Raw genomic sequence first — 18,503 nt, 5'->3', positions numbered from 1 at the left:
TTAAGGCTCGTACTTTAAGAAAAAAGAAGAAAAATCCTGCCATTGCGTCTATAGCAGGATTTTTCTTGCTATTTAGGAAACGATGAAAAAAGTTTCTTGCAATCACCCAATTTCAAACACTTCAAGAATCATGCCAATCAAGCACTTTTACGGTGATTTTTTTGAAATTTCTTGAATTAGCCCACAACATTTTTTACTATTACTACAGCACGTGCAAGATTAGGTACCCAAGGTCCACAGTATACTAAAATTAAGCTGCCTGCCGGTTTTGCATAGAACCAATAATCGCCAAAAACGAGAGTGTATAGTTGGAACCAATAGCAATTGCCACTTGGAAGTTTGGCGCAAAAGGAGCACAGGAAACCATAAAAAGCCTTCTTGAAGGCAAGTCAGTCCTCGATGCAGTTGAGAATGGCATTAGGAAAGTCGAGGATGATTTGCAAGTTGATTCCGTTGGCATTGGCGGTGCACCCAATTCAGAAGGCATAGTGGAGCTTGACGCCGCAATAATGCTAGGCAACGGCAGACGCTACGGCGCAGTAGCTGGGCTGAGAGATATCAAAGAGGCCATCTCCGTTGCTCGGCGTGTCATGGAGCAAACTCCTCACTGCCTGCTTATTGGGGAAGGCGCTCGACAGTTCGCCATTGAGCAAGGGTTCAAACCGCAGAATCTGCTCATCGAGCGTGAGAAAGCAAAATGGAAGGAATGGAAGCTTGCTCATGCGCCCAATGAATCCCATGACACCGTATGCATTATCGCGCTTGATCAGAATGGCAACCTCTGTGTCGGCACTTCAACAAGCGGCATCAAATACAAGCTACCCGGCCGTGTTGGAGACACTCCCCTTGTTGGAAGCGGCCTTTATTGCGATAAAGCCGTCGGAGCTGCCGCAGCCACCGGCGTCGGCGAACACATCATGCGCTACTGCATGAGCTTCAGAATAGTTGAGGAAATGCGCCGAGGGAAAGATCCCTCCTCTGCCTGTTACTCAACTATCAAGTGGGCCATAAGCGAAGAACCTCACCTTCGCAATGTGACAGTGGCAGTATTAGCTCTCGACAAGTCTGGCAACTGGGGCGCATCCGCCAGTCGCGAAGGCTTTAATGTTGCAATCGCACGACCCGAAGGAACAGAGTTGGTTGCAATCCCCCCTGCATAAAAACACTGGTTTTTTGAAAAATCACTATATGTCCCGTCCCCTCAAATTCTCATCAAATGAGAATTTCTCGCATAAGTGAGCACTGTCAGAAACCTGATTTAAACGCTGAATTAGCTAATACAAATCCAATGCACCTTCAAAGGAGTGAAGTTTAAGCGGCTTTGCTCACTGGGCTAGATACTACTTCGACAAAAAGATGAAATAAACCCCGATATATAATAGGTAGAATATAATTCCAGCGGTGAGGGTATAAGGGCTAAGCCGCTTCTTCCAAGTCAACTCAGCCCATGCAAACATTGACGCCACAATAGCAATCAGTCCAGCGGCCAACGCCTCGGCATTGAATACCCATGATGTGAATATCAAGCCCAATGCAGGGGGGATGCTGCTTTGGAAAACCATGGCGCCTGTTATATTCCCAAGAGCGAGGGTATCTTTTTTCTGGCGAATCCAGGTTATCGAGTTAAACTTCTCTGGCAATTCTGTAGCTATTGGTGCAATGATGCTTGATAGAACAAGCTCAGGCATTCCAAGCATTCTTGCAAGGGGTTCCAGATGTATAACAAAAAGCTTTGCACCGCCAACAATGCAAAGCAAGGCAACAAATACTTGAGAAACTATAATCCTAAGTCGCGGCACCTCGGCCTCGCGATGAAAGTGTAAAGGGCCTAGCTCATGTTCAGTGCTGGGACTTGTCACACAACAGAACGTTTGTTGAACGTAATAGGCGTATGTTAATATGAGGAATAAAGCTACAATCACCCTAGGCATCTTTCCTCCCGGCAAGAACATAGCTCCAATTGCAAGCGCATAGACCAGGAAGAAAGACCTCAGGTCACGGCCCATAATAACATAATCCACATTCATCTCGACGGTGCGCCTCCGCGCAGCTGCAAAGACAAATACAGACGCCCCCGTAACAAAGAAAGCAAGAGTGTTCAGCATAAGCGGCGCCCCTACGATTGCGCCAATTCCAGTCTCGTGGCTTTCCCTCCCCTGGATGAACGCCATCACTGGAATCATTGTCTCCGGTAGAGCAGTCCCAACGGCCGCTAATACGCTACCAATTGCCCCTTCAGCCAACCTAAGTCTCTTACCGAACCATTCAATCCCATTAGTGAAAAGCTCTGCCCCAAGGAGGATGATAACTAAACTCATTATGAGAGTAACTACAGACTTTACCATTCAGCAATTCCCTCAAGATTCTTCTCTGAGCTTGCCAATCCTACGCTTTTCCGTCTCATGCACAAAAATGACAGCCAGCATGAAACATAGCGAAAGCGTCAAAGCGCTTACCACAAACGGCGTTCGATGAGACTCAAAAGATATAAACCCAAAGTTTAAGGGCACCATCTTGTACAAATATGATCCGGATGCTACTCCCAGCACCGCACCAAGTCCCTGCGCTGTGCCTAGCGCCCCAATCACTGCACCTCGAGAGTGCGGAGATGCCATATCGGAGACCAGAGCGAGCCACGCTGGCATTGCGATGACAAAGCCTACCCCTAGAAACATCGCTGACAAAGCAAACTCCCACACTTCTGAGCTACCAGTAATTGCCCACATCGCAAGGGCACTTAATGCGATTCCCAATCTAACCGATCTTGCCTTCCCCCACCGGTCTCCCAGCTTTCCTGAAAATAAACTTAGGCTCGCAACGCCAAGTGCCACCGGCAGGAACAAACCGCCGTACTTTGTCTCCGACATTCCAACCTCATTCATCGCAAAAAGTTTAGCTATTGGTATCAAAAGCCCGATTCCAAAGAAGGCGAGAAGGGCTAGAAATATCATGTCCGGCATAGCTATTAAGCCTATCAAAAGATCCGACAGGCGCATTTGCCTAGCATCGTGTCCATGAGATGCGTCCATCTCCTCCTTCGATCGGCATGGCGTTAGAAAGAAGGCTATTAAAGCAGTTACAAGAAACATGCCGCTAACTACATAGAACGACGTTAGGCGCGAGTTCGTCATATCATTCGCCAAACCTCCGATTAAAGGACCAAGCGCAAGCCCGGAGATATACGTTACAATCATCACACTCATAGCTGTCGTTCGACGACTCGAATCTACGCTACCGCTCATTGCAGCAGTAACTGTCGGCCATATCGCAGCGGCCGCAAGTCCATCAAATGATCGGAGGACCAGCAACGCCCATAGATCACGGGTCAAAGTAAATACAAGTGCTGTCACCGACGAAACTAGTGCACCTATTACCAATAAAGGCTTTCTGCCTATGCGGTCGCCGACAGATCCCAAAGGCGATTTGAATACTGTCTCGACTCCGAGAAACACTGCGTAGATTAGCCCGACATGCGCAGTTAGACCAATTTCCTGAACGTAAGGTGGAATTGCGGATTGGTTAATAATGGCATAAGCCAACTCCGCTATAAGCGAGACCACGCCTAAACAGGCTAAAGCGCGGTATGTACTTAAATAATTGCCATACCGCGCCAAAATACCATCCAAAAATTGCTTCATATTAAGGAATTCGGACTTCCTTGCCTAGTTCGGATGATTTATAGATTGCATCCAAAATCTTTGCCACCATCAAACCTTCCTCCCCCGGAACGGGTGAAGGCTTGTCATTCTGAATCGCATCCAAAAACGCAAATATTTCTGCTTCATGGGTGCCTACTTTAGGAAGAAATACAGGTGAAACATCAATCAGCGTGCCATTCTCCTCGCGATACATTTTCAAGGGATCCAGCGAACAACCACCCTCGGTGCCGAGTATCGTTACGTTGAAAATATCCTTCTCAATGTTGGCGCAGAAGCTTGATTCAAGCACAAGCGTGGCATCATTTTCGAATCTGACAAGGCCAACTGCAAAGTCCTCAACGGTGTAATTATCATAGTCCCAAGGACCCCATACGCCGAACGTTCCTTTCTTCGTCCCAAATTTTGTATAGCACTTTCCCGATGCCAAGACCGGCTTTGGGTGGCCCATTAGGTAAAGGGTAAGGTCAAGCGCATGGCAGCCAATGTCTATTAGTGGTCCTCCACCTTGTTTCTCCTTGTCTATGAAAACACCCCAGCTTGGGACTCCGCGCCTGCGGAGAGCCTGCACACGCGCATAATAGGTTTCCCCGAGTGCCCCAGAATCAGCAAACCGCTTGAGCGCCTGGGCACCAGCATTCCACCGCCAGCAGTAGGCAATCATCAACTTCTTGCCGGATTCCTTGGCGGCGGCAACCATTTTCTCTCCCTGCTTCGCATTTAGCGCAATAGGCTTTTCGCAGATGACATGCTTTCCAGCCTTAAGAGCCTTTACCGTCGGATCCATGTGCACATAGTTCGGCGTGCAAATATCCACCATGTCAATCTCTTTCAGCTTGAGGAGATCATCAAATTTTAGAAACCGCCTGTTTTCGGGAATCCCTAATTGGTCGCCAACTTTTTGAAGTGTTTCTGGATTAATGTCGCATATTGCGACAATCTCTGCATCGGGATGTTTCAGATATGCAGGGATATGAACACTTTGACAGATTGAACCTGTGCCGATTAACCCAACCTTTATCTTTCTTGCCAATTGATTTACTCCTTTCTATATAGCGCCATATCTCTTTTGAAAGTTATGATATTAACCCTTAATAACTCCCAATGGCCTCATGCGGGCAACTTTATGGGAAATGCCTGTCTCATGGGCGGTTTCAACAACAAGCGAGACATCTTTGTATGCCTCCGGAGCCTCTTCTGCAAGGGTTCCACGGCTCGCCGCCTTGACAATAATACCTTTCTCCGAAAGTTCCTGCTGGATATCCGCTCCCCGAGACTCCTTCATAGCTGCCTTCCTGCTGAGCACGCGCCCAGCCCCATGGCATGTTGAGCCAAACGTTTCCTTCATTGCCTGTTCGGTGCCGACCAGAAGGAATGAGTAGCGGCCCATGTCCCCTGGGATGATGACAGGCTGTCCAACAGCTCTATATTGAGCCGGGACGTCTGGGTGGTTTGGCGAGAAGGCTCTAGTAGCGCCTTTCCTGTGGACGACAACTTTCTTTCGCACGCCGTCTATCTCATGCTCCTCGAACTTAGCAATGTTATGTGCTACATCATATACTTGGTGCATGCCAAGGCCTTGAGGTCCTTTGCCGAAAACGTGGGAGAATGCCTCCCGGGTCCAGTGTGCCATTGCCTGGCGATTAGCCCAGGCGTAGTTCGCGGCACAAGCCATTGCGGCAAAATATCTTTGCCCTTCCGGCGACCTTACCGGTGCACAAGCAAGCTGTCGGTCGGGCACGCTTATGTTATACTTTCGCATAGCTTGCTGCATCACGACCAAGTAGTCGTCACATATTTGGTAGCCCAATCCCCTTGAGCCACTGTGGATCATTACTGTCACTTGGCCCTCGTGGTCAATGCCAAATATGCGAGCAATCTCAGGCTCGTATATCTCATCAACCACCTGAATCTCGAGGAAATGATTGCCGCTGCCTAGTGTGCCAATTTGAGGTCTGCCACGCTTTATTGCCTTGTCGCTTACAGCAGAGGGGTCAGCTCCTTCAAGACAGCCGTTTTCCTCAGTAACTTCTATATCCTCATGCCAACCATAGCCTCGGTCTACCGCCCACTTTGCTCCTTTTTTCATTACCTCTCGGAGCTCCTGCTCATTTAGGCGAATACGCCCCTCGCTTCCAACGCCCGAAGGGATATCCCGAAAGAGGGCGTCAATTATTTCCTGCATCTTGGGCTCGACATCCTTGCGCTCCAGGTCGGTCCTCAGAAGCCTAACTCCACAATTAATATCATAGCCAACCCCGCCTGGCGAGATAACCCCGTCTTCGACCGACATTGCGGCTACTCCACCGATTGGGAAGCCATATCCCCAATGGATGTCGGGCATTGCAAGCGATTTGCCTTGAATTCCAGGCAAAAAGGCAACATTTGCTACCTGCTCAGGAGCCTGGTCTTCGCGTATCTTCTCTAAAAGCTTGTCGCTTGCAAAAATCAAACCGTCCGTCCTCATGCCAGGCTTATAAGATCTCGGTATTAGCCAGCGATATTTGCCAACATTTTTAAGAGGGCCATTCCATTTTTCAGGCATATTTTCCACACCCCCAATCGCTATCCAGATACTCAGACCATACGCGTTCGTAAACGCCGGCAGTCTGTTCAGCAATTCTGCCCCAATTAAATGTCTCCATCACCTTACGATGTGCATTTTCAGCCATCATTTTTGCTGTGTACGGGTTTCTCAAAATTTGCAGAATTGCCCAAGCAAGTGATTCAGGATTGTCCGCCCATGCGGTAAGCCCTGTTACCCCATGGTCAACGACCTCCCTAAGGCCGCCTACGTCCGAAACGACCGTTGGAACCTTCGCCACCATTGCTTCTAAAGCCACGATGCCGAATGGCTCGTAAAGGCTTGGATATACCGCTACGTCTATCACCTTATAAAGCTTAAGCAAGGTATCATCATCAACATAACCCGTGAAGAACACCTTGTGTGAGACACCTAAGTCCTCAGCAAGTTTTACCAAATGCGATTTGTCGCCGCCGCCTACTATCACAAACTTCACATCTTGATACGCGGAAAGGATCTCCGGGATAGCCTGAATCAGCACATGCGCTCCCTTTTCGCGCACCATGCGTCCAACAAAGAACACAATCTTCTCATTTGGCATTGCAAACCAACTTCTGAACTCTTCACGGTTAAAATCAAACTCGAATTTTTGTGGATTTACGCCATTTGGAATAACATCTAGTTTATCATATGGAACACCAAGTACGGAAGATATTTCCTCTTTCATGTAATGGCTACAGCAAATCACGCGCCATGCTTCATAGCACAGCTCCCATTCGACCCCGCTAATATATCGTTGAAGGTCGTTATGTATCCCTTGATTTCGTCCATGCTCGGTTGCATGAACAGTGGCTACCATTGGCAGATGGTATTTATGCTTTATGCCCTTAGCCGCGAATTCCGAGAGCCAATCATGTGCGTGGATAACAATCGGCTCAGACCAGCCGCCATTCTTATTTTTGAAGGTCTCTAGTATATCTTGCGCCTTTACTTCAGTGGCAGCATTAAGATTGTGAACCCAATGCACGAAGTCATTGCCGGGAGCGACAGGGACACGATAGACATTCAAACTGCCATCGGATTCCTCTGACGGCGCCCCCGGATGCTCGCAGGTTATTACATCTACATTTACACCTCTTTCCGCGAGGGCGCGGCTTAAATCATATACATGCCTGGAGATGCCCCCTACTATTCTGGGTGGGTACTCCCAAGACAACATCAATACTCGCATTCAACGAATCTCCTTACAAAATTTGAGAATCAGTTTGTTTGTTTAAAGGCGGCAACTTTGCTGTCGCTATTTGGCCTATTTCAATTGACACACCGGGCAAACCGAACACTGCCCATTGTGGAGCGCGCCACATTTACTACAGGGCTTCCATCCGTTCTCCTTCTTCCACTTTTCTTGGCGCAATACCGTAATCAAGAGTCCTCGCAACGAGTCAAACAACTGAGGGTCGTTCACAGTCCTTGCAATTGCCTCTACTTGCTCAATTTCCCCATCTGAGAGGGAAATACCTTCTATGTCCTCGCATTTCGCTCTGCTGCTTACCTTCGAACCTTTTGTAGAAGGGAGGCTTCCTACCCTGAAGACTATATCTTTTATGACAGGCTTTCCTAGTTGCTTGTTGATTCTACTAATAATGTCGCGTTTGTAAAAGCCAAGTTCATTTGCCCAAACGGCATTTTTCACCACCACGAACAATATGCCATTGCGAACAAATTCTGGTTGTGCGGCTCCCGCAACCTGTTCACCTACGGTGTCATTCCATAATATAATGGCCGTTTGTTCCCTGATCTTCTGCTCCAAACCAAGAGCCGACAGGGAACTCCCAACAAGATCAGCCAGGGTGTAGGGAGGCGCCTTACGCCTCATCTTGCTTTACCTCGCCACCAGATACTCTAAAAACCGTTCCTTCTTCCAACAACCTATCATCAAAGAGTGAGAGTGTTGTCGTGGTTACAAACGACTGGCGACCACCTAGTATAGCATTAATCACATGCTCCCTCCGCTCCTCATCAAGATCGGCCATTACGTCATCAAAGAGTACTATAGGCGTTTCTTTCATTAACTCCTCAATCAACTCAAGCTCCGCAAGTCGCAAACTAAGTGCAACTGTTCTTTGTTGTCCATGCGAGCCGTATGTTCTTGCATCTATGTTGTTAATGGTAATAGCTAAATCATCTCTATGCGGCCCAAAAAGGCTAATTCCCCTTCTTATTTCATCGGCTCGGTGCGATTCTAGTGTTTCTTCGAATTTTCGTGCAATACCTGCAGCATCTATAATCTCTCCGATACTGATACTGGAAACGTATTTTATACCGAGTTTCTCCTTTGAATCAGTTAGCTGGTAATGAACAATTTCTGAAATCTTTGCAAGTCTGTTTATAAAAGCTAATCTTCTTTCGAGAATCTTTGAGCCATAGTCAACCAATTGTTCATCAAGAACCTTGAGCACCCCATCACCCATTCTGCGCTTCTCCAGTTCTTTCAACAGCTTATTTCTTTGCTCAAGTACCCTGCGGTATCCGATAAGTAAATGGCAATATTGAGGCTGAACTTGGCTTATCTCAAGGTTTAAGAACTTCCTTCTCTCGCTTGGCTCTCCTGTGACTATCTCTTCATCCCTCGGACTAATAAACACAACATTTAGTTGCCCAATAACATCAGCAAGACGGTTTTGCGGGATGGTATTGATTGTTATGCGCTTTTTTCCTGAGCGGTTAAGTAGAACTTCTATCTCTATATTGCTCCTCTTCTCACGTACAAGCTTCGCAGAAACGCATGCCATATCGGCATCCCAATTAATCATTTCGCAATCTCGTCCCGCACGCCAAGATTTTGCCATCGCAAGCAGGTATACTGCCTCAAGCAAACTTGTTTTTCCCTGCGCATTTCTGCCGACCAAGATATTCAACCCAGGACTAGGATGCAGAAGGCATTCTGTATAGTTTCTGAAGTTGCGGAGAGTTAGTTCGTCTATGTACATTTCAGGGAGATATTAACGACCTTCGATTAATTTCCCACAGCGTCTTTTGGCTTGACGAAATTTTTAATTTGATGCATTGCACTCCTTATTATACACATTGTGAAAAATGTTAGTAAGTCACTTCGGGAAGGCAGACTAGAGGGAGCGAGATTAGATTTTGTTAGTAATGAGGTGAGGGAAACTATGTGCGTAACTTGTTAGCAACTTTGTAAAAATGGCGGATTTTCCACCAGCCGATTTAAGATATACGTTCTTCACTGGTTTTTAGGGGAGTTATCCACAGAATGTTGAGCGAAGGTCCTCCAATAATTTATCAACTGTCTGACGAAGAGAAGAGTCATGCTTTAATAGCGCATCTATTCTTGATGACGCATAGAGCACTGATGTGTGATCTCGACCGCCGAACGCTCTTCCTATCGTTGAGAGGGGGTGTGAAGTAAGCTCTCTACATATATACATCGCCACATGCCTAGCTAGAGATATCTCCTTTGTTTTCTTCTTGCCTCGAAGGTCGTCTGCTTCCACGCCGAAAGCGCGGGCTACTGCGCGCTGGATTGCGTCGGGTGTTATTTCGGCAAACTTCTTATCTATCATGTAGCGGCTTAGAATTTCATCGGCTAGCTCTGGAGTAAGCGTTCGTTTCATTAGGGAGGAGTGTGCGATTAAAGTAATGAGTGCGCCTTCAAGGGCGCGTACATTTGTTTTTATGAGCTCTGCGACTCGCTCGATTACTTCAGGGGGCAGGTTTGCATTTTCGGCAGCAGCACGATCTTTGAGGATTGCAATTCTTGTCTCGAGATCGGGGGGAGCAACATCCACGACAAGGCCTGCTTCGAACCTTGACCTAAGCCGTTCCTCCAATGGGTTTATATCTTTTGGTGGTCTGTCGCTTGTCAATACTACTTGCTTATTTGCTTGGTAGAGCGCATTGAATGTATGGAAAAACTCTTCTTTTGTTCTTTCCTTTCCAGCGAGGAACTGGATGTCATCCACGAGCCAGATATCTACGCTTCGATATTTTCGGCGGAAATCTTCGGATCGATGCTCTTGGAGCGCTGAGACGTAGTGGTATGTGAATGTCTCGCCTGACACGTAAGCTATCCTCATACCAGGGCAGTTTTCTAAAACATAGTGCCCTATTGCCTGAAGTAGGTGCGTTTTGCCGAGTCCGGGACCGCCATATAAGAAAAGCGGGTTATATGCGCGCCCGGGCTTTTTGGCAACTGCCAGTGCCGCTGCATACGCCAGGCGGTTGCAAGGGCCTACTATAAAACTTGAAAAATTGTACTTTTCATTCAGTGGGAGAGAAATTGCGCTTAGGGCAGACTCTGGTTTAGGCGACGGTTTCAGCGTTGTTTTTTTCTCTTTATCTTGATTTTGCTCTGCAGACACAACAACGGCTATTTCGACGTCAGTTTTAAGGCTTGCTTCAAGAGCGGCTTTTATAAGGTCGCGGTATTTTTCGAGAAAAATCTTTGCAAGTTCGCTCGAGGCGGCTATTGTGATTGTTGATCCTTCGAGAGATATGGGGCGAGCCGTTTTGAAAAAACTTTCGAACGTAGGCCGGTTTATTTCCGGCTCCAGCAGTGAGAGGCTCTTCTCCCAGGCGCATTTGAGAGCAACCGACGAACTGTCCTCACCAAGTTGGAGCTGGTTTTCCAAGGCTTCGCCTCCGGTGTGTTCGATGGCGCCCCGTGGCCTGACGGGACTGATGCAAGCGGCCTAGTAATTATACCAGAATGCCGAGTAGCTATCAAACGTTTTTTTGACATGCAGGGGTGGTAACACTGTAGACAAATTTCACTTGTAACAGGAAATAGTGATATGCTATAATATGTCACATTGGAGGTAGACGAGTTCCATGAAGCGCACATATCAGCCCAAGAACCGGCGGCGTAGCCGTGTTCACGGTTTTTTAGCGAGAATGTCTAGTGCTGGTGGGAGGAATGTGATTCGCGCCCGCCGAGCCAAGGGAAGATATAGATTGACAGTCTAGCTAGGTGATTTTGGACGCCGCAGGCATAAAAGTGCTACCAAAAGAGCACAGGCTTACCAGTAGTCGGGATTTTGAAATAGTTTATAAGCGGGGAAAAGGATATGTTAACCGGCTTCTGGTACTGCGTGTCTTGTGGCGCGAAGAATCACAGCCCGCGCGATTTGGATTTTCGACAAGCCCGAAGATAGGAAGCTCTGCAGCTAGAAACAGGGTTAAGCGGCAGATCAGAGAAGCCGTTCGGTCGTTACTAGGAGAAATTAAGAAAACTGGCTTTGATGCGATTCTTGTCGGTAGGCCTGCGATAAAGGAAGCGAATTTTTGGTCAATTAGAGATGCGGCAAGACAACTTTTCGAGGAGGCAGGCCTTTTGCGCGAGCGTAGCTAAGCCTGTTGGAATCATGCGGTATATTATTGTTTTCCTCATTAGGGTATATCAAAAAGCTAGCAGGTTCAAACCTCGGACTTGCCGGTTTGAACCTAGCTGCTCGGAATACGCAGCCCAGGCGATTTTGAAACATGGCCCATTACGAGGAACAGTTTTAGCCATCTGGAGACTGCTCAGATGCAACCCTTGGAATCCTGGTGGCTATGACCCAGTTGAGTAGTTTGCAGGCTTCTAAACTGCTGTTAAAGCTTTAGAAAATTAATTTTAATAAATTGGGGGAATTATGCAGCGATCATCCGGGCTAACCATGATGCTTCTTATAATGATGGTTAGCCTTATGATATTCATGTATTTTCAGCAAAGGCCAGTTCCACTGCTGCCGAAGCCAGAGATAATGCTGCAGCAGGCGCGAGAGAGCGTAAAGGAAGCAGGGGATGAACCGAAAAAGCTACGCGCCGCATTGCAGATTTACGACCAACTTGCAAACTCAAGGGAATACCGCAATACTGAGTACGCAGCCCAAGCCCTTCTTGAGAAAGCTATAGTGCTCGAAACAAAGCTTGGCGATGAGCACCAGGCAATTAGCACTTATAATAAGCTTTTAGATAGATTTTCGCCAGAAAAGTCGCAAGCGGCAGCGGAGGGGCGGAGGCGACTTGCTAAGCTTGAAAAAGAATACGATAAAAGGAACTCCAAGCACACACTATACAAAATCGTTGATTTCTTTGTGGCTTTAACAGGGAGGAATCCGAACTATAGTTATGCCTTGGCGCTCCTCATTATTACAGTAATCTTCAAGGTAATTACTTGGCCGCTCAGTCATGCCCAGTTCAGAAGCATGAAGCAAATGCAGCGCATTCAGCCGATGGTAAAGCAGATTCAGGAGAAATACAAGGACAATCAAAAGGAAATGGGCGAGAAGCTGATGGCGCTGTATAGGGAGCAAGGCGTTAATCCATTTGCAAGCTGTCTGCCCTTGTTGGTACAGCTCCCTGTGTTATGGGTTTTATATTATATGGTTCGGTTGTACCAATACCAATTTGCCCAAGGCAAGTTTTTGTGGATTGGTAGCAGGTTAGCTGAGAAATATCCTTCAATAGTGGGAGGCAACCTTTCAGAGCCGGATATCCCGCTGGTTATCCTTTACGTAATAAGCATGTTTATCTCGCAGCGCTTAACCGTGGTAGATCCTACTCAGGCTGAGCAACAAAAGATAATGGCGATAGTGATGCCCCTTATGTTTGGCTTCCTGTTCTATAGTTTTCCATCAGCCTTTATGCTGTATTGGTTGATTTTCAACATTGTATCCACAGCACAGCAGGTGATGGTGTTGAAAGGGACCGGCCCAGAGGAGGGGCAACAGCCACCTTCAGGGGTCGCTGCTACACAGCAAGTTGAGCTCCCAACAAGAGTCCGCAGGACACGGTCGCGACCTTCAAGGCGAAGGAGACATTGCGACAGACTGCCCGTTGGAGGGCTTCTGCCAGTTTTTGCCACGTGAGTTCAAAGGGGGGTTCCAAGAAGAGGGAGGGACCCTTCTTTAGTGATTGTCAGGGGGTAACACCAAATATGACCAGCATTGAACAGACAGGAAAAACAGTTGAGGAAGCAACTGAGCTTGCCCTCAAGGCTCTAGGAGTTACCGAGGAAGAAGTTGATATTGAAATACTTGACGAAGGGACTAGGGGCTTTCTTGGAATCGGCCAGTCCCCTGCGAAGGTTAGAGTGACGTTGAAGCCTCACGTAGGGTTGAAAGAAAGCACCATAGCGGAGGCATCTTCGGCTCCGGCGTCGTCGCATAAGGCTGAGGAAGATGAAGGGGTAATGATTTCGACAGAAAGTATCCCCAGCGCCATAGAGCAAGCGGGACCGCCGCCTGCTGGTGCCATCGCGCTGGCAGCAGAGAAAGCTGTGGATGTGCTTCAGCATATTCTCGACGGCATCGGAAACAATTTGAAGGCAGAGATCAAAAGCACAGATGGGCAGGTGGTTTTGAATATGACCGGCGGCGACGTAGGTATGCTTATTGGCAAGCATGGTCAGACGATAAATGCGATTCAATATTTGGTTGGAGTAATTACTAACAAGCAGTTGCAACACAAAGTTCGAATAATTGTGGATGCAGAAGGATATCGTTCACGGCGGGAGGAGGCTTTGAGAAACCAGGCGCTTTTCCTTGCCAAAAAGGTCAAAGAGTCAGGCCAAGAGGCGGTTCTCGAATCGCTGCAAGCAAGTGAGAGGCGAATAATTCACCTTACTCTTGTAAATGATCCCGATGTATATACCTACAGTGAAGGAGAAGAACCAAATAGGAGGATAGTAATCTCTCCAAGGAAGTAGGGGTATCTGGAGAGGCCGCTAATAAGAAAACTTAGACCAACCCAGGCGCGGCCTGGGTTGTTTAATTTTTGAGGTAATATGAGAATCGACGACACGATAGCAGCAATAGCTACTCCGATTGGCGAGTCGGGCATAGGAGTGATTCGGATTAGTGGACGCGATGCCTTTACAGTAGCTGGCGAAATTTTTCATCCAGCATCGGGGGTGCATGTCCACGGCCTTCCAACACACACGGCTCATTATGGATATATCGAAGACCCTGTATCCTGTGAGCGGATAGATGATGGAATTCTTACAGTGTTTCGTGCGCCGAGGAGTTATACGGGCGAGGATTCTGTGGAGATAAGCTGCCATGGTGGCATAGTACCCTTGCGGAGAGTTCTAAATGCTGCCCTCCAGGCTGGCGCTAGACTCGCCGAGCCGGGGGAGTTCACAAAGCGCGCGTTTTTGAACGGCCGTCTCGATTTGGCGCAGGCAGAAGCTGTTCTCGACATCATTCGCTCGCAAACAGACGAGGCAATGCGTATTGCGAGAGGCCAGCTTGATGGACGGCTTTCGAGCGAAATTCGTAAGCTCCGCGACAGCCTTATTGCAATGATGGCGAATATTGAGGCGAGCATCGACTTCCCAGATGAGGTCGGCGAAGTAGATATGCAGGCACTTAGAGAATCTCTGCGCGACACACTGGAGAAGGTCCGCCGTTTGCTCGAAACCGCAGAGTGCGGGAGGGTTTACCGTGAAGGAATTCGGGCGGTTATAGTCGGCCGCCCGAATGTGGGCAAATCCAGCCTTCTCAACGCAATCCTTCGCGATACACGAGCGATTGTAACACCTCTCCCAGGGACAACCCGAGATGTTATTGAGGAGAGCGTAAACATAAGAGGAATACCTGTCCGCGCCATAGATACGGCTGGTGTTAGGACCACGGAAGACATTGTTGAGCAAATAGGGGTGGAACTTACACGGAAGAAAATAGAAGAAGCAGACCTAGTGCTAGCGGTCATCGATGCAAGTGAAGGCTTTACTGATGATGACCGGGAACTACTGAGAGATATATCCGATAAGAAGGTCATAATTGTCTTAAACAAAGTTGATTTAGTTCGGGCGGCTGAGGCAGACGAGATTGTTTGCTTGATAAAAGATTGGATTTGCGATGAAATTGGATGTGAGCCAAGCATTGTTAAAACCGCAGCTCCATCAGACCAAGGTATCAGCGACCTTGAGGACCTCATCGCCGAGAAGGTCTTGTCAGGAGTTGTGTCACATTCATCGGGTACTGTGGTTAGCAATATTCGCCATCGCCAAGCTCTAGAAGAAGCTCTCGTTTCTCTCCAAGAAGCCCTTCGTACATCTCAATCTGAGATGCCCGTTGACTGCATTAGCATTGACCTCAAAGCAGCTGCTGAGTCTCTTGGCAAAATCACGGGCGAGACCGTCACAGAAGATGTGATAGACAGGATATTCAGCGAATTTTGCATAGGCAAGTAGGTTCCCCAGAAACATCCCCAAAGCTCTTTGGGCATTCTCTATCGAAGTTAGACTATCTCTTGCTTGACAAGTAGGATTCTTCTTTCTATCCTGTATGCAAATTAACCTGGCGGAGGCGGAATGTGTGCAATTTTATAATTGTGCTGATTGTGTTGCTAATCTGTGGTGTGCCCTTGCATGCAGCGGATGCCCTCATTGGGCAAAAAGGAGTCTACTCTGTTACCTCGTTTGGCGCAAAGGGAGATGGGCAGACTGACGACACGGCGGCGTTTCAGAAGGCGCTTGATGCCGCAGGTAAAGATGGTGGCGGAATAGTCTTTGTTCCGACCGGCAAATATATGATAAAAGGTCATTTAGAAATTCCCGAAGCAGTAACCTTGATGGGCATCTTTCAGGCGCCAACCACCAAGGGCATTAACGAGGGGAGTACTCTTCTGGCGGTTGAAGGTAGGGGAAAAAGCAGTGGGAACCCCTTTATATTACTGCGGACCAATTCTTGTGTGAAAGGGCTTACTATCTTTTATCCCGAGCAGGACAAGAGCAATCCCGTCCCGTATCCTTGGTGTATCGGCGGTGCAGGCGATAATTGCTCAATTATTAATGTGCTCTTAGTAAACCCATGGCAGGCGGTGGATTTTGGCACTGCTCCGTGTGGGCGCCATTTTATCAAGGGGCTTTATGCGCATCCACTTCACAAAGGTATATTTGTTGACCAGTGCTATGATGTTGGGCGAATTGAAGATGTGCATCTCTGGCCCTTCTGGAAAGCAGATGAGGAAATGCAGAAATTCCTTACAAGCCAGGCGACAGCTTTCATTTTCGGCCGCACCGATTGGGAATACGTAAGCAATTGTTTTGCCATCTGGTACAAAGTTGGCTTCCAATTTGGCGATTTTGGACATGGCCCCGGCAACGTAGTTATAAATACTTCGGGTTCGGATATAGGCCCAACTGCTGTCCTGGTAGAGAATTGCCAGGCTCATGCGGGAATTGTCTTCACAAATTGCCAGTTTATGTCCCATGTTGAGGTTAGGGAGACAAACACCGGCCCTGTAAAGTTCAATAACTGCGGTTTCTGGGGTATCCCCACGACTACAACCCACGCAACGATTAGAGGTTCCGGGCATGTGTTCTTTAATGAGTGTCATTTCAACGGGTGGGACCAAGGCGGCAAGGGCGATCCTTGTATAATGGCGGAAGGAAATGGTCTCACGGTGTCAAGTTGTGATTTTATGGATGAAGGAAAGAAGCAGATAACGCTCGGCGCAAGCTCTAAAGCTACTGTTATTATGGGCAACCGCTTTCGCGGCGGGATGAAAATTGACAATCAAAGTAAAGGCAAAGTTGAAATAGGCCTAAACGTGGAAGAATAAGGGCAGATGAAAAATTGAGGAGATGGGGTGCGCCTTAAATAGCTTGCGTACTCCATCTCCTTCTTTACCGCGAAAGAAGTTTTTTGAATCTTTCGTAAGCGGCTTCGATTCGATCGTCTGGTTGCGGCTCATAAGTAATTACTTCAAACGATTTGCGAACGATTTCGCGACCCTCCTCCAATGTTCCGATATGACCAAGGGCAAGAGCCTGGATAAGAATGTTGCCCACGGCCGTAGCCTCAACTGGCCCTGCAACAACCGGTCTGCCGGTTACATTGGCAGCTAGTTGGCATAGGAGCTTGTTTTGCGTGCCCCCACCGACAATGTGGATTGGCTCGAGGTGTGTGTGCATTAAAGATTCAAGACCCTCTAAAACCCACCGATATTTAAGCGCTAGACTATCGAGTGCGCACCGGACTGTTGCCCCGACAGTTTCCGGTTCAGGCTGGCCAGTTTTTCGGCAAAACTCACGAATTTTGCCTGGCATATCGCCAGGGTGGAGGAACGACACATCATCTGGATCAACCAGGTGCTTGAATGGCTCCGCCTTTGCGGCGAGATCGGTAAGTTCGGCGTAGGAATATTCGTTGCCTGCCTGCGCCCAGGTTCTCCGGCATTCCTGGACTAACCATAGGCCCATAATGTTTCTGAGGAAGCGATATGTTCCCGCCACGCCCCCTTCGTTGGTGAAGTTTAGCTCGAGCGCGCGGTCGTTTATAATCGGTTCTGAAGCCTCAACACCCATTAGTGACCATGTGCCTGAGCTGATGTATACGTGATTCTTACCTTTTGCTGGGACTGCGGCAACAGCCGAGCCGGTGTCGTGCGTCGCTGGAGCAATAAGCTGGATGTCTGATAAGCCAATCTCTTCAGAAACTGATGGGCGAAGTTTTCCAAGGATGGTACCCGGCGCACATATGTCCACAAGGAAGTGAGTTGGAATGCTGAGGCGTTCGAGCAGGGGCTTTGCCCACTCTCCTTTTTGTGGGTTGTAGAATTGAGTTGTTGTTGCCTCGGTGAATTCACAAACCTTAACCCCTGTGAACCAAAAGTTGAAAAGGTCTGGCATCATCAGGAGAGTTCTGGCAGTGTTTAGCATCCAAGGGTTGTGCTTGCGGATGGAGTAAAGCTGGTATAGTGTGTTGAGAGGCATAAACTGGATGCCTGTTTGGTTATAGATTTCCGATCTGGGGATAATGGTAAAGACTTCTTCCATCATTCCATCAATCCGGGGGTCGCGGTAGCAGTGAGGAATTTCAATGAGAACATCATTGGGTCCCAGAAGCCCGAAGTCTACGCCCCATGTGTCGATGCCGACGCTTGCAATATCCGCCCCATATTCTAGACCTGCCGAACGCATACCATTTTTCATTTCATCAAAGAGACGGAGGACATCCCAATAAAGACTTGTCCCGACTTTAACTCCGATGTTTGGAAATCTATGTATTTCTGCTAGTCGCAGGTGGTCATTAGAGAGGCGGCCAAGCACGACGCGTCCACTTTCAGCTCCCAGGTCGCATGCAAGAAATTTGAGCTCCTCTGCCATTATTCTCCTCCTAGAGTGAATTGCAAATGAGCACTGTGTGGATTCTATCAAATTGGGGTTTAGCAATCAACTATTATGTGGAATATTAAAAAAAGGCATGCGGGAATGTTAAGGGCTTAAAATTGCAAAGTGAAAATTTAGCTGAAAACCCCGATTTACCGCCAACAATTTTTTCACAAATATCTCTAAAGGTATTGACAGCACG

General features: G+C 47.9%; 17 protein-coding genes. 8 read left to right on the top strand and 9 right to left on the bottom strand.

What is annotated here, in order from left to right:
* Positions 1-308: 308 nt before the first annotated feature.
* Positions 309-1,160 (top strand): N(4)-(beta-N-acetylglucosaminyl)-L-asparaginase, encoded by an 852-nt coding sequence (locus QHH26_09465; GenBank protein MDH7482182.1) that lies wholly within the window; start codon positions 309-311, stop codon positions 1,158-1,160.
* A 180-nt stretch (positions 1,161-1,340) separates the two neighbouring features.
* Here QHH26_09465 and QHH26_09460 read toward each other — a convergent pair whose 3' ends face one another.
* From QHH26_09460 to dnaA, 8 genes are all read right to left on the bottom strand, one after another.
* On the bottom strand, positions 1,341-2,345 hold the full coding sequence (locus tag QHH26_09460; protein ID MDH7482181.1) for a sodium:calcium antiporter: 1,005 nt from the start codon (positions 2,343-2,345) through the stop codon (positions 1,341-1,343).
* A gap of 12 nt (positions 2,346-2,357) precedes the next feature.
* Positions 2,358-3,638 (bottom strand): MFS transporter, encoded by a 1,281-nt coding sequence (locus QHH26_09455; protein ID MDH7482180.1) that lies wholly within the window; start codon positions 3,636-3,638, stop codon positions 2,358-2,360.
* Position 3,639: 1 nt separating this feature from the next.
* The gene (locus QHH26_09450) at positions 3,640-4,689 is read right to left on the bottom strand and encodes a Gfo/Idh/MocA family oxidoreductase (protein ID MDH7482179.1); all 1,050 of its coding nucleotides are present in this window, start codon (positions 4,687-4,689) and stop codon (positions 3,640-3,642) included.
* A 51-nt stretch (positions 4,690-4,740) separates the two neighbouring features.
* On the bottom strand, positions 4,741-6,201 hold the full coding sequence (locus QHH26_09445) for an RtcB family protein (GenBank protein ID MDH7482178.1): 1,461 nt from the start codon (positions 6,199-6,201) through the stop codon (positions 4,741-4,743).
* Entirely contained in the window at positions 6,194-7,411 is a 1,218-nt protein-coding gene (locus tag QHH26_09440) for a glycosyltransferase family 4 protein (GenBank protein MDH7482177.1), read from the bottom strand. Before QHH26_09440 ends, QHH26_09445 begins: the two co-directional genes overlap by 8 nt.
* A 75-nt stretch (positions 7,412-7,486) precedes the next feature.
* Entirely contained in the window at positions 7,487-8,056 is a 570-nt protein-coding gene (locus tag QHH26_09435) for a DUF721 domain-containing protein (protein ID MDH7482176.1), read from the bottom strand.
* The gene (recF, locus tag QHH26_09430; protein MDH7482175.1) at positions 8,046-9,170 is read right to left on the bottom strand and encodes a DNA replication/repair protein RecF; all 1,125 of its coding nucleotides are present in this window, start codon (positions 9,168-9,170) and stop codon (positions 8,046-8,048) included. The genes QHH26_09435 and recF overlap by 11 nt, the downstream gene beginning before the upstream one ends.
* A gap of 273 nt (positions 9,171-9,443) precedes the next feature.
* The gene (dnaA, locus tag QHH26_09425; protein MDH7482174.1) at positions 9,444-10,832 is read right to left on the bottom strand and encodes a chromosomal replication initiator protein DnaA; all 1,389 of its coding nucleotides are present in this window, start codon (positions 10,830-10,832) and stop codon (positions 9,444-9,446) included.
* A 199-nt stretch (positions 10,833-11,031) separates the two neighbouring features.
* On the opposite strand from dnaA, the gene rpmH reads away from it, so the two are divergent.
* From rpmH to QHH26_09390, 7 genes are all read left to right on the top strand, one after another.
* Entirely contained in the window at positions 11,032-11,166 is a 135-nt protein-coding gene (gene rpmH / locus QHH26_09420) for a 50S ribosomal protein L34 (GenBank protein ID MDH7482173.1), read from the top strand.
* A gap of 31 nt (positions 11,167-11,197) precedes the next feature.
* Entirely contained in the window at positions 11,198-11,551 is a 354-nt protein-coding gene (gene rnpA, locus QHH26_09415; protein ID MDH7482172.1) for a ribonuclease P protein component, read from the top strand.
* A 13-nt stretch (positions 11,552-11,564) separates the two neighbouring features.
* Positions 11,565-11,771, top strand: coding sequence for a membrane protein insertion efficiency factor YidD (gene yidD / locus QHH26_09410; protein MDH7482171.1), 207 nt, complete (start codon positions 11,565-11,567; stop codon positions 11,769-11,771).
* Positions 11,772-11,834: 63 nt separating this feature from the next.
* The gene (locus QHH26_09405; GenBank protein ID MDH7482170.1) at positions 11,835-13,052 is read left to right on the top strand and encodes a YidC/Oxa1 family membrane protein insertase; all 1,218 of its coding nucleotides are present in this window, start codon (positions 11,835-11,837) and stop codon (positions 13,050-13,052) included.
* A gap of 68 nt (positions 13,053-13,120) precedes the next feature.
* Complete coding sequence (gene jag, locus QHH26_09400) at positions 13,121-13,891, top strand: RNA-binding cell elongation regulator Jag/EloR (GenBank protein ID MDH7482169.1); 771 nt, start codon at positions 13,121-13,123, stop codon at positions 13,889-13,891.
* A 78-nt stretch (positions 13,892-13,969) separates the two neighbouring features.
* The gene (mnmE, locus tag QHH26_09395; protein ID MDH7482168.1) at positions 13,970-15,379 is read left to right on the top strand and encodes a tRNA uridine-5-carboxymethylaminomethyl(34) synthesis GTPase MnmE; all 1,410 of its coding nucleotides are present in this window, start codon (positions 13,970-13,972) and stop codon (positions 15,377-15,379) included.
* A gap of 122 nt (positions 15,380-15,501) precedes the next feature.
* Complete coding sequence (locus QHH26_09390) at positions 15,502-16,752, top strand: glycosyl hydrolase family 28-related protein (protein ID MDH7482167.1); 1,251 nt, start codon at positions 15,502-15,504, stop codon at positions 16,750-16,752.
* A gap of 64 nt (positions 16,753-16,816) precedes the next feature.
* Here QHH26_09390 and QHH26_09385 read toward each other — a convergent pair whose 3' ends face one another.
* The gene (locus QHH26_09385) at positions 16,817-18,298 is read right to left on the bottom strand and encodes an FGGY-family carbohydrate kinase (protein MDH7482166.1); all 1,482 of its coding nucleotides are present in this window, start codon (positions 18,296-18,298) and stop codon (positions 16,817-16,819) included.
* Positions 18,299-18,503: the final 205 nt, after the last annotated feature.

This window comes from Armatimonadota bacterium, assembly GCA_029907255.1.
Taxonomy (GTDB): Bacteria; Armatimonadota; UBA5829; order DTJY01; family DTJY01; genus JAIMAU01.
This window is presented reverse-complemented; position numbering and strand designations above follow the sequence as displayed.

Coding starts and splice junctions, on each gene's coding strand:
- QHH26_09460 (MDH7482181.1), bottom strand. CDS start 2,345: ATGGTAAAGTCTGTAGTTACTCTCATAATGAGTTTAGTTATCATCCTC.
- QHH26_09455 (MDH7482180.1), bottom strand. CDS start 3,638: ATGAAGCAATTTTTGGATGGTATTTTGGCGCGGTATGGCAATTATTTA.
- QHH26_09445 (MDH7482178.1), bottom strand. CDS start 6,201: ATGCCTGAAAAATGGAATGGCCCTCTTAAAAATGTTGGCAAATATCGC.
- QHH26_09440 (MDH7482177.1), bottom strand. CDS start 7,411: ATGCGAGTATTGATGTTGTCTTGGGAGTACCCACCCAGAATAGTAGGG.
- QHH26_09435 (MDH7482176.1), bottom strand. CDS start 8,056: ATGAGGCGTAAGGCGCCTCCCTACACCCTGGCTGATCTTGTTGGGAGT.
- recF (MDH7482175.1), bottom strand. CDS start 9,170: ATGTACATAGACGAACTAACTCTCCGCAACTTCAGAAACTATACAGAA.
- rpmH (MDH7482173.1), top strand. CDS start 11,032: ATGAAGCGCACATATCAGCCCAAGAACCGGCGGCGTAGCCGTGTTCAC.
- yidD (MDH7482171.1), top strand. CDS start 11,565: ATGCGGTATATTATTGTTTTCCTCATTAGGGTATATCAAAAAGCTAGC.
- QHH26_09405 (MDH7482170.1), top strand. CDS start 11,835: ATGCAGCGATCATCCGGGCTAACCATGATGCTTCTTATAATGATGGTT.
- jag (MDH7482169.1), top strand. CDS start 13,121: ATGACCAGCATTGAACAGACAGGAAAAACAGTTGAGGAAGCAACTGAG.
- mnmE (MDH7482168.1), top strand. CDS start 13,970: ATGAGAATCGACGACACGATAGCAGCAATAGCTACTCCGATTGGCGAG.
- QHH26_09385 (MDH7482166.1), bottom strand. CDS start 18,298: ATGGCAGAGGAGCTCAAATTTCTTGCATGCGACCTGGGAGCTGAAAGT.